At 45.9% G+C, this 11,662-nt stretch carries 9 protein-coding genes; 6 read left to right on the top strand and 3 right to left on the bottom strand.

Annotation, left to right across the window (positions count from 1 at the left end):
* Both H6F50_RS22560 and H6F50_RS22565 read right to left on the bottom strand, forming a co-directional pair.
* The coding region (locus H6F50_RS22560; RefSeq protein ID WP_190430428.1) for a glycosyltransferase at positions 1-3,245 on the bottom strand (3,245 nt) is incomplete at its 3' end.
* A gap of 242 nt (positions 3,246-3,487) precedes the next feature.
* Positions 3,488-4,633 carry a cob(I)yrinic acid a,c-diamide adenosyltransferase gene (locus H6F50_RS22565; RefSeq protein ID WP_190413257.1) on the bottom strand — a complete coding sequence of 382 codons (1,146 nt, stop codon included), beginning with the start codon at positions 4,631-4,633 and terminating at the stop codon, positions 3,488-3,490.
* A 368-nt stretch (positions 4,634-5,001) separates the two neighbouring features.
* On the opposite strand from H6F50_RS22565, the gene fraC reads away from it, so the two are divergent.
* The 5 genes from fraC to larE all read left to right on the top strand — a co-directional run bounded on the left by fraC (position 5,002) and on the right by larE (position 11,068).
* Positions 5,002-5,538, top strand: coding sequence for a filament integrity protein FraC (gene fraC, locus H6F50_RS22570; protein WP_190430429.1), 537 nt, complete (start codon positions 5,002-5,004; stop codon positions 5,536-5,538).
* Between the two features lie 106 nt (positions 5,539-5,644).
* On the top strand, positions 5,645-6,643 hold the full coding sequence (locus H6F50_RS22575; RefSeq protein WP_190430430.1) for a DUF5357 family protein: 999 nt from the start codon (positions 5,645-5,647) through the stop codon (positions 6,641-6,643).
* Positions 6,644-6,848: 205 nt separating this feature from the next.
* On the top strand, positions 6,849-7,640 hold the full coding sequence (locus H6F50_RS22580) for an ABC transporter permease (protein ID WP_347275854.1): 792 nt from the start codon (positions 6,849-6,851) through the stop codon (positions 7,638-7,640).
* A 110-nt stretch (positions 7,641-7,750) separates the two neighbouring features.
* On the top strand, positions 7,751-10,027 hold the full coding sequence (locus H6F50_RS22585; protein WP_190430432.1) for a GAF domain-containing protein: 2,277 nt from the start codon (positions 7,751-7,753) through the stop codon (positions 10,025-10,027).
* Between the two features lie 222 nt (positions 10,028-10,249).
* Positions 10,250-11,068 (top strand): ATP-dependent sacrificial sulfur transferase LarE, encoded by an 819-nt coding sequence (larE, locus tag H6F50_RS22590; protein ID WP_190430433.1) that lies wholly within the window; start codon positions 10,250-10,252, stop codon positions 11,066-11,068.
* Positions 11,069-11,241: 173 nt separating this feature from the next.
* Here larE and H6F50_RS22595 read toward each other — a convergent pair whose 3' ends face one another.
* A complete protein-coding gene (locus tag H6F50_RS22595; protein WP_190430434.1) occupies positions 11,242-11,403 on the bottom strand; it encodes a hypothetical protein in 162 nt (53 codons plus the stop codon).
* Positions 11,404-11,468: 65 nt separating this feature from the next.
* Between H6F50_RS22595 and H6F50_RS26795 the strand changes: the two genes are divergently transcribed.
* Positions 11,469-11,662, top strand: a 194-nt coding sequence (locus tag H6F50_RS26795; protein ID WP_206754846.1) for a hypothetical protein, incomplete at its 3' end; no start/stop codon positions are given.

Genomic DNA, 11,662 nt, shown 5'->3' on the forward strand with positions numbered 1-11,662 from the left:
GTAATAGAGCTAAAGCCATCTTGCAATTGTCCCAACTTTGCGGCGGTCAGATTCAAACTATCGGTTACAGGAGTCGCATTCCCAACCTGAATATTTTTCGATGCTGTTGCGGGTGCCAGTCCAATTTGGTATCCCGCACCGCTGACTGCCCCATTAAAGTTAATCTCGTCTGCGGTTAGGGTTGCATTGTTACTCAGCGTCACAGGGGTATTGAAACTGATGGTGCTGCCGCTGGTTGTGGTAACGTTGCCGTTCAGGGTGAGATTGGAGGCACTATTGACACTCAAATTTCCAATAGGTGTAATATTGCCGACAGCGTTCCCAAATGTAATGTTACCCGTGTCTGCATTCAGCGTCAGATTTTGACCGCCTGCACCCGTGCCATTGACCGTTCCGGTGATTTCGATGTTACCGTCCCCATAACCAGAACCATAACCATAACCAGTACCACCGATTGTGGTGAATGTGGCGTTGTTACTGAGCAAGACATCGCCAGTGAGGGTGATAGCAGATCCGGAACCATAAGCACCGCCAGAGGAATTGAGATCGCCTCCAATTGCGATTTTGCCACCTGCACTCGTTATCAGGTCAATATTTCCACCATTAAAAAAAGTAGAACTGGCGTTGAGGATGCCTGTAGTAATGTTGCCAGTAGCATCAATGTTGATATTCCCGCCTTGGGTGGTAATGGTAGTCGCGCTACTGTTGAAAGTGTTGCTCAGGCTACTGAAGTTACCGCGACCCGTATTAATGGGAGCATTAATTGTTACATTGTTGGCTCGACTTCCCGCACCACCTTGACCCTGAAGCACTAGATTCAGCCCAAAACCAGTGCCGGTGATTGAGCCATTGAGGGTAATGTTATTGGCTGCTTCCAGGGTGAGAGTGACAGTGCCAAAAGAATATCCTGCACCAATATTTACCCCCGGCAGTAGAGTAATGTTACCATCCTGACTACCTGTAGTTCCCGTCGTGATAGTGACGTTAGTTCCTCCATTCAGCGAACTCTCAATAGTTGCCTTATCAACTACTGCCTCATCACCAGTGGGAGTGAAAATATTTTCAGGAAATCCTCCACTAAAAATACCGTTACTGGTTGGAGCTGCGGCAATTATAACGTTACGAGGATCGAGCAGCCAAGTGCCGGGAAGACCTTTGGGGGCGCTGGCATCCGCTGCTTTGGTGACATCCAGGTAAACTTTGCCGGAAGTTTCGATAAATCCGCCGTTACCGCCTTGTGCGCCGCCACGGGCACTAATGGTGCCATAGGTACGAGTGGCTTGATCTGACCAGACAATGACTTTACCGCCATTGCCATTAGTAATGGCATCGGCATTGAGTGTCACATCTGCGCCGACAAAGGTGAAAGCAGCATTGGGTACGCTACCTTTCCCCAGATAATCTCCGCCAATCAATACTTGACCGCCGCCTGCATCTCCGGAGGCATTCACACTGGCGTTCTCGACTAAACCAACTTGATTACCTAGTACAGCTACTGCGCCGCCAATACCAACTTGAGTGTTAGAGGTATCCAGCTTCCCGGAGACAATTGCAGTTCCCGGTTCTGTGGGAATGGTAATACCCGATCCGCTTAGCACCACTTGTCCCGCACTGTTGACGGTCATTTTGGTGGCATTGGCGACACCTCCACCGGAGAGTAATTGCGGCAGTGAGGGAGGATTTGATAACTGGGCATTAAAGCTGGAAGGTAAGACAGAGGGCTGAATTTCTAAACTCAGCACGTTTCCTGCTTGCGAAATCTGTACCGTCTTCTTGCCTGGGACGGCGGCTACGGTGATATTACCTGTTGGTGCTTTGAGTTCTCCGGTGTTGACGACAGTTCCGCCGATAAGAGTGAGATTTTTTCCCTCTCCCACCGTTAAATTCCCAGCGTTGATAATGCTACCCGGCTGAGATGTGGTAAAGGCAAAGAGATTGGGCGTGCCTACCAAGTTGGCGTAGTTATTAGGATCGAAGGCATTGAACCAATTGTCACCAATCCCTATTCCGGTGGCGGTGGTGGCGGTGAAGCTTCCTGGTACGTTCAAAGTGGCACCCGAACCAAACACAATGCCAGCCGGGTTCATCAAGTATAAGTTGGTGGAGTTGCTGCCGGAAACTTGGATAAGTCCGTTAATAATAGAAGGGTTGCCACTCGTGACGCGACCCAAAATATTGTGGATAGATGGGTTAGAAAGAAAGTTGGCAATTTGATTTTGTTCTAAGCCAAATTCGTTGAAGCTGTGGAAAAGATTTCCTCCATCGGCTGAAAGTTTTCCACCAGTAATATTGAATTGATTGCCAGAGGTGGTGACATTGGTGTTGGTGCCGTCAGGTGCGGTGGTAATTGATTGTGCTTGGGCAAAAGTTGGAGAAAGGCTACAGGTGAGGGCGAGAAGGCAAGAGGCGATGTTTTTAGCAATCGGTAATCGAGAATTAATAATTGAGAATTGGTAATCGAGGATTGATTGCTTTTTGCGAACTAATAGGACTTTGGAGTTGAAGGGAAAATGGCTGAGGATGTACAGTTTTACAGAGAAGCGATCGCTTAATCCTCTCCTTTGCAGTGCCCGTGCGATCGCTTTGCAGGCGTTTTTCGCCTGTTGCTTGGTATAGGTGTGCGAGTCACTCGCCTGATGGCAACGATAGTAGTAAAGTGGCTTGTTGATATGCCGTACTTCGGCAACTTCTGACAGCTTCAGGCACAGATCGTAGTCTTCAACGTAGTCGAAGGACTCTTCGATTCCCCCCACTTGGTCGAAGAAACTGCGACGCATCAACCGGAAGTGAAAGGTCATAAAATCGAGCAAAAGCCGCTCTTTGGAGTAGGGGATGCGACAGCGCTTCCCGTAGTCGATGACTTTGCCGCTTTGGTCGATGTCGATGTAGTCGGTGTAGACAAAACCTACCTCCGGGTTCACCTCTAGCACAGCTGCTGTCTCTTGCACTGCTGTGGGCGCAAGCAAATCGTCACTATCTACCAAACCGATGTAGGTGCCGGTGGTTTGCGCGATCGCTGCTTGCAAGGCGCTGACTCGTCCTTGATGTTCTGCTGCAACTACCCGAACTCTGCGATCGCGGGCTTCGTATTCACGGGCAATTTCTACAGTTCTATCTGTAGAACCGTCATCCCACACCAGTAGCTCAAAGTCTTGCCTAGTCTGCGCCAGAATACTTTCAATCGTGGCAGCAAGATAAAGTTCCCGGTTGTATGCCGTGATGACTAGGGAAATGGGTACGAACATGGGAAGACTCCGGAGGTGTTAACTCTCGTTGCCGAAAGTCATGCGAGTGCTAACTAAATTATTTTCTTTTCTAGAATACTCCTATGGATAGTTGCATTGGTGAACTTCTTTATACAATTCCTCCTAGAGATTTGCCTCACATCATGCTCCGGGCGGGCGGTTGAAACCGTACAGCGACAGCAAGCACACAAACGAAACCTGCCGGGAGCAGGTTACATTTGTATCGATCGATCGCTGAAACTCTAAAAATCTACGCCACGCTTCAAGTCCACCCCTCTGTCAGCGTAATGCTTATGGCAAATCATCTCTGAATGGACGCTGGCAAGGTCAAAATACGCCGGACGATTTAGACAGCGCCCCGTGATAATCACTTCCGTGTCGCGGGGTTTGCGTAGCAGTGCGTCTACGATTGGTTGTTGATCCAGCAGTTCTAAGTCAACTGTGGGATTGAGTTCGTCCAAGATAATTGTCTTATAAAGCCCAGACGCGATCGCTGCCCTAGCAATTTCCCAACCGCGTTCAGCTTCCACATAGTCTAGTTCTTGCTGTTGTCCGCGCCAGACAATCGCATCCTGTCCGCAGCGCTGATGATCGACTAAGTTTGGGTAACTTTGTTGCAAAGCTGCGATCGCGGCATCCTCAGTATATCCAGTCCCACCTTTGAGCCACTGCATAATCAACACTCGGTGCGACTGATCCTGACTAATCCCGCGCCCAATCGCCTGCAATGCTTTACCCAATGCGCTAGTAGACTTGCCTTTACCAGCACCCGTGTAAATTTCTATCCCCTGTAAAGGCAGGGAAACCCCGTCCCTACCTTCGGTAATCGGGTGGTGCGGCTTCATCTCAGAGTGCAAATCCGCAATTTCTAGCAGTTGTTGGGGGGCAGCCCGACCTGTAACAATTACTTCCAACTCCTGCGGTTTATGCTTGAGCGTCCGAACCACTTCCTCCACTGGCAACAAACCCAAGTCCAGTAACGGGTTCAGTTCGTCCAGAACTAGGACAGAATAGAGGTCAGAGGCGATCGCGCCTTTTGCCACATCCCAACCGCGCTGCGCCTCCTGTCGGTCAAAGCGCGTTATTTCCTCCGCACCAAAAAATTCTGACCGCCCTGTGCGAACTTGGTCAATCAAGTGAGGGAAGCCCTGTTGCAAGGCAGCGATCGCCCCATCTTCATCGTAGGAGCGTCCCGGTCCTTTGAGAAACCGCAACAGCAGCACTCTCGTTGCTAAATCAGTATTAATTCCCAGCCCAATTGAGCGTAACACCACGCCCAGCGCTGCCTGGGACTTTCCCTTCCCCGCCCCATCGTAAACATGAATCTGACCGACGAGACGCTCAGAACGCACTTGAGCCGTGCGAATGCCGATCCCCATTCTACTCATAATTCTCATGAATCTTAGCTGTCACAAACTGTTAACAATAGCAGCTTAGAAGGGTAAAGTGAAAAGAATCAAGAGTAGCCGTTCCACAAAAGCTAAAGTTGAGACTCGAAATAGGTAGTAGGGGATAGGGAGTCAATTGTCCATCATTCAGTTATCAGTTCTTTTTTCTCTTCTACTGAGTTATTTCTCGCGCTAAACTACCCACCCCTCTACTTAATTTAGGAGTATTCCAAATATGCTTTCTTTACATAAAAGGTTCCTTGATATTCCCAAGTTTGCAGGATAATAGAATTAAAAAGCAAGCTGCCATCAACAACATCAAAATTTACGTCTAAACTTAATTAAACAGGTTTCAGAGAGACAACCTTATGCTTGCAAATGTTTTCCCGCTTCAAACGATTTTATTTCAATTTTTATTGCTGTTGGTTGGAATTGCGATTGAATCATTCATTTTATACCGACAATTAAATCTTAGCCAAAGAAGAAGCATTGACTATGCCATTTCGATTAATTTATTTTCAACAATTTTGGGTTGGGTAGTTTTCTTTTACGTACATCCTTGGCTTCCCCGGTCACTGAAATCTCAGTTAATCAGTTATATCTTTTTTGATCGATTCTTTCCATTTGCTCAGTCGTCCAATATTGTAACAGAACTAATCTTAAGTGGCTTTGTTGTCTTCTTTGCCACCTTTATCGTTAAACTGAAAGGATTAGAACTTTTACAAATGTTACTTGAAACACCGTCTTATGGGGAAAGACAAAACCAAGAAAAGTTCAACCTACAAGATTTTCGACTTCTTACTTTTAATTCCAACCCTCTTTTAACTAATACTATTTTTCAGGCTAATATCTACAGTTTTGGGGGATTCGTGTTGCTTCTATTTATTCGGACTCAATTTAGTTAAACTACAAACATTTTTTGAGTTAATCATCTTTTGATAGATGAATTTAAATTTTAGTTACGACCAATTTATCAAGTTAGGATTAACTTAATAAAGACTTACAAAGAATATGGCATCGATTCTTGATTTTTTTATTTTCAAATACTTAATTAATACTTTTAAAGTATTATGGAAATCCCTAGCTCCTTCCCGTGCTTATTCCTGGAAAACGTTTATTTATCTCAGTTTCTTTTCTTGGGTGATGTCATTTTTTGCAACTGACTTAGTACATGATATTATCACTCATTGCGGTTGGTTATTTTTAATTATTGGAGTGAGCTGGGCTACAACAGAGAATCCAATAAAAATTTGGGGTATTCCGATTGGTTCTTGGATTACGGGTGCCTTAATCTGTATGTTTTTATTTGGCGATTGGACTGGGAGTATCCCACCGATTGCTTTAATAGTTTGGCCTACGCTTTCATCAGTAATTGCTGTGTTTCCAACCTTTTTTGATGAAAGATTTAGATTAAAAGTACCGGCGCTGCAATTTCGTCAAAAAAGTGTTATTTTGATTGGCAGCAATATGGTAATTAGCTGCTGGATTCAATTTTATTTTATTAGTCAAGATTGGTTAGAACAATATCCTACCTTGCTGTCGGATCATTTTGGGAAAACCACAATGGTATCCCAGTCAGCATCTCAATCAACAAGGACTCTTAGAGGTACGGTTATTTTAGAATTTATGGAACCCTTGATCGTACAAGAATTAGAAAATAAACCTTGGTCGGAAGTGGAGCGATGGCTGCTAGAACCACAACCGCGTATAGAAGCAATTCGGGCAGAAGCCGCAAAAAAAATTCCGCTTGTGGAAGAAGATTTTTGGTGGCGTTATACCTATAATATTGGTTCGATTAACTCAGGATACAATTTACAATTACGCGCAATTTGGCAAGGTCCTCGTTCGCAAACCGAAGCATATTATGTGGAAAAAAACTGTCAAATTACTCAAAGCTATCAACCAATAGTAACTGGAGCAAGGACGACGCCTAGCCAGACAGCAGCACAAAATATTGCGGTTGCACAAGTCAATTGTCAGCCTATCAGCGAACTAAAAAGCTATGAATGATGAAGACTCTCTCTAAAACTTATCAATAGAGCTAGGAAGTGGCTGCTCGTGGAAGATAGTTGATCGCATAAAGAATTAACTATTAGTAACAAAAGAGTTATTTTTTATTCGTGCCAAGGATAAAATATAAATCGTTGAGAGAAATCATCAATGATGATTTAGAAGGACGATGAGTTTAAGCACAGTAAAATCGAGGAAAATAAATGTGTTTCGGGCAGCGATCGAGAGTTTAAAGAGAATTTGGGCGATCGCAGTGAATGGGTTTCGGGAAGTCATCCGCGATCGCGTTCTCTATATCATCGGTTTGTTTGCGCTGTTAATGGTGGTGGCGTGGCGGCTGTTGCCGGAAGTGGCAGCAACAACAGAAGATAAAATTCTTAAAGATGTTGGATTAGCAGCAATGGATGTACTGGGAACCATTGTTGCTGTATTTGTCGGGACTGGATTGATTAATAAAGAAATCGAAAAGCGCACTGTCTTAGTGTTAATTCCCAAACCGCTCAGTCGCGCCGAATTTATTATTGGCAAACATCTGGGGCTATCAGCCGTTTTAGGCGTCTCGATCGCAGCGATGACGGCAATTTATCTTGGCATCCTCAGTTTAAGTAAGATTTCTTACCCGCTAGGTAGCATTCTGATTTCGGCGCTGTACTTGTTTTTTAAGCTATCTTTACTGACTGCTGTCGCGTTGATGTTTGGCGTCTTTACAAGTTCGCTGTTAGCGACCTTGTTTACATTTGCAGTGTATTTGATGGGACATTCCAGCCGAGATTTAGTAGAGCTGGGAAAATTAAGTCGGAATGTAGACATCGAACGGATCGTAAATGCTTTATATGTGGTACTGCCAGATTTATCTCGGCTAGACCTCAAAAATCAGGCGGTTTATGGTCTTTTGCCTTCTTCCTCGGCGCTCCTAACCGATGCTTTGTATGGTTTGGTGTATACCGTCCTCCTCTTAGCGATCGCTATCATAATTTTTTCGCGACGTGAGTTTTGAGCTGCCTCGCGATACAAACTAGCTAGAAGAAGCGCGAAAGTAAAAGAAGCAAACCCGTCCCTAATCCTTCGTCCGTTACTCCTTGTTTCCAGCTCGTACTTCGCCTCGTGATGCCACAACTGCAACAAGCTCCGTCCCCAGATGCCCTCCGCCTCTTGATCGTGATAGCTTCAAGCGCGGATGTCGGGCTGATTACAAATCCACTGCGGGAAGCGGACATTGATTTTACTTACGAAATTGCCGCTACATCTGCCGCTTGTCGAGAACAATTGCAGCAAAACACCTACGATGCAGTGTTGTCAGTCCAGGGGAGCGGGGATGCTAGCTCAATGACAGATAGGAAGGCTGGGAGGCAGGGAAAACTAGAAAATTCCCCTTCTCACCCCCTCACAGATGTCCCAAGCTCCTTAGAAGCATTAGAGTTAGTCCAACAATCCGGGCAGTTTATTCCTTTGATAGCGATCGCGCCGGAAGCTGAAATCGCCGATGTTGGCTCAGAACAGATGAAACATCTGCCAGAGATTTTGATGCGATCGCTCCACGAATTTGAACAACACCGAATCGAGCGCGATCGCATTGTCAAAATTCAGCAGCAAGCTCAGCGAGAGGCAATTATCAACCGCATTGTGCAAGCAATGCGAGAAACGCTGGTTCTGGAGGAAGTGCTGCAAACCACCGTCAATTTGCTGCACGAAGCGCTCAACCTCAGTCGGTGTCTAATTTTTCTGCCCGATCCCAATCAACAAATGCAGGCTTGCCTTGCTAGCGAATCTACCCCTCAAAGGCAGAGCCTGATTGGCGTCTATTGCGACTTCTATTCCTATTACCATTCCTCCCTTGCTCAAGGTGAGCCGCTGATATTCAACCAAATTGACGACCGCATCCCACTCAAACTGCAAGAATTAGCCAGAGAGTATGAAGTTTGCTCCATGCTGACGATGCCGATGTTGTATCAGCAATCCTTAGTGGGGGGGATTAGCCTGCATCAATGTGTTAGCGAACGGCAATGGACAGAAGATGAAATCGCTTTGGTAAGTGCGATCGCGGATCAATGCGCGATCGCCATCCACCAAGCGCAGCTGTTCGCTCAAGTTCAACAACAAGCAACGCGGGAGCGATTGTTAAATAATATCTGTCAGAGCTTAAATTCCAGCCTCGATCCACAATATATTTTGCAGGAAATTGTGAATCTAACTGGAGAGTTCTTCGGCGTTGATCGAGTCGCTATCTTTGCCTTAGAACCAGAGGAAATTAAGATTCTCAAAGAATGGCGAGTCAGCGAACAAGTGGTTTCCGTCTTGAACCTCAAATTTCCTAGATCGGAAAACCCCGATGTATTAGCTCCTTCCTCTAACTATTCGGTTCATCAAGTTTTTCATGCCCCCAAAATTGCAGACATCGCCTCTTCTCCCAACCGCGAAGAGCAAATTCGGCAGCTACAAATCCTGTCTATGGTAAGAGTGCCAATTTTTATTCGCGGTCAGATTTTTGGTGGCATTTCGTTACAATCCACAACCCGTTACCGAACTTTCACCGAAGACGAAATTCACCTTCTCGAAAGAATTGCTGACCAAGTGGCGATCGCGCTTTACAATGCCCAAAGCTATGAAGCAAGCGAGCAACTTGTCAAAGAACGTACCCAACAATTAGAGCAAGAAAAACAACTCTCAGAAGCCGCGAATCGTGCCAAAAGCGAATTTATCGCTACGATGAGCCACGAACTGCGAACCCCTCTAACTAGCATTTTGGGGCTTTCTCGCCTGCTAGTCGATCAAATTGTCGGATCGCTCAATGACAAACAGCAAGAATATCTTACTTTGATTACATCCGGCGGCGAACATTTATTGGAATTGATTAACGACCTTTTAGATTTATCCCTGATTGATGCCGGTCGAGAAGAATTCAGCCTAGAAATCCTGTTAGTGGAGGAAGTTTGTCAGGCGTCCGTTTCCGCCGTGCGCGAACAGGCGCAAAAGAAAGAATTGCAATTAATTGTAGAGATTTCCCCAGGCATCACCACCTGCGTAGGCGACCATCACCGCTTGAGGCAGATTTTAGTCAATCTGCTCTCTAATGCGGTGAAATTTACACACGTTGGCTCAGTTACGCTAAAAGTGGAAAAAACCGCAGACACTATCTTATTTTCAGTGATTGACACCGGAATTGGCATCGCCAAAGCCAATCATGCCACCCTCTTTGAACCGTTCCTACAGATAGATAGTGGTTTAAATCGTCAATATGAAGGAACGGGTCTCGGCTTAGCTTTATCCCGCAAACTGGCATTCCTTCATGGCGGCAATATCACCGTAGATTCAGAACTGGGACAAGGCAGCTGCTTTACTTTACACTTACCGATCCAGCCACCAGACGAATTGAATAAAGCTTGAAATTCGTTACGATCTGGAGAGTGCTGAGGACTTAGGACTGAGGACTGAGGGAAGGATGAAAAACTTCTCCCCATCTCCTCTGCACCATTTGGAGAGTGCTGAGGACTTAGGACTGAGGACTGAGGGAAGGATGAAAAACTTCTCCCCATCTCCTCTGCACCGGAAGCGCCTGAAGCACCTGAAGCACCTTTGCGTCCTCTGTGATTCGATTTTAAACAAACCATGATAAAGCAGAAACTTGAGCAACTAAAAACCCTCTTTGCAGAAATGGATCGGGCATTAATTGCCTATTCTGGGGGCGTCGATAGTACCTTGGTTGCCAAGATAGCTTACGACGTTTTGGGCGATCGCGCTTTAGCCGTTACCGCCGTTTCTCCCTCCCTCCTCCCGGAAGAACTCGAAGACGCCCAAATCCAAGCAGCCGCGATTGGAATTGCCCATCAAGTGATAAAGACGCACGAAATGGACAATCCTAATTACACCTCGAATCCTGTCAACCGCTGCTATTTTTGTAAAAGCGAACTTCACGACAACCTTAAACCCCTGGCACTTCAACTGGGTTATCCCTATGTTGTAGATGGCGTGAACGCCGACGATTTGGGGGATTATCGTCCGGGAATTCAAGCGGCAAAAGAGAGGGGTGCGCGATCGCCTTTAGCAGAATTAGGCATTACCAAAGCTGAAGTCCGCCAACTTTCTCAACACCTCGGACTTTCCTGGTGGGATAAACCCGCCCAACCTTGCCTAAGTTCCCGCTTCCCCTACGGCGAAGAAATCACCGTCAGCAAACTGCAACGAGTCGGACGCGCAGAAATCTATCTGCGTAAATTAGGATTAAAAAATCTCCGCGTTCGTTCCGAAGGTGATACCGCCAGAATCGAGTTACCGTCAGAACAAATTAAAGAATTTGTTCTTACCACCGATTTATCCACCCTGGTTTCCGCCTTTCAAGAATTCGGCTTTATTTACGTCACCCTCGATTTAGAAGGCTACCGCAGTGGCAAACTCAATCAGGTGTTACCACTGGCAGTAAAAGCCTAAAATTCTGGCGTTGTACAAAGTTAAGTTGTACAAAGTTAAATAGATTCTAGGGGATGGGGACGTGTCTACCACCTCAACGCCGATCGAGATTACGATCCCCCATCCTCTCAAAAGTTGCGATCGCTGCTAGCAACTAAATTAGGTTTTAATACAAATCCATCAACAATAATCACTCATGCCATAAGATAGTAGTTTTCTCGCAGGATGGGCACGACGCCCAAGAGTGCGAACAAATGGCATGAAAGCTTCAGCTTGTCTACATCATCTTCGATCGAGAACGAGCGATCGCTCTGACAAGCAGAATCAGCTTGGAATCGGGAAGTATTGTACGTCAAAGTCTGACTTCTCAATTTACAACTCAACCAAAAAGTAGGGGTACCTGATTGCCGTACCCTTAAAATTGAAATATACGAGGCGAAGTGCGGCGACGATACTACCCGATTATAAGCTTAGGCAAAAAGGCAATTCCTGCCAAACAACGATTCCTCATGAGTTAGCTGTGTGGCAACCAATGGAGGGCAAGGCTAGGGCAATGCATAAACTTTCAGAAATGGTATATTCGACTGTATTTTGGTTAATTTCCGGCTTACTTGT

The sequence above is a fragment of the Coleofasciculus sp. FACHB-712 genome (assembly GCF_014695635.1).
Taxonomy (GTDB): Bacteria; Cyanobacteriota; Cyanobacteriia; order Cyanobacteriales; family FACHB-T130; genus FACHB-T130.

Excerpts from the sequence above, each read along its gene's own strand:
- H6F50_RS22565 (WP_190413257.1), bottom strand. The coding sequence starts at position 4,633 with ATGAGTAGAATGGGGATCGGCATTCGCACGGCTCAAGTGCGTTCTGAG.
- fraC (WP_190430429.1), top strand. The coding sequence starts at position 5,002 with ATGCTTGCAAATGTTTTCCCGCTTCAAACGATTTTATTTCAATTTTTA.
- H6F50_RS22575 (WP_190430430.1), top strand. The coding sequence starts at position 5,645 with ATGGCATCGATTCTTGATTTTTTTATTTTCAAATACTTAATTAATACT.
- H6F50_RS22585 (WP_190430432.1), top strand. The coding sequence starts at position 7,751 with ATGCCACAACTGCAACAAGCTCCGTCCCCAGATGCCCTCCGCCTCTTG.
- larE (WP_190430433.1), top strand. The coding sequence starts at position 10,250 with ATGATAAAGCAGAAACTTGAGCAACTAAAAACCCTCTTTGCAGAAATG.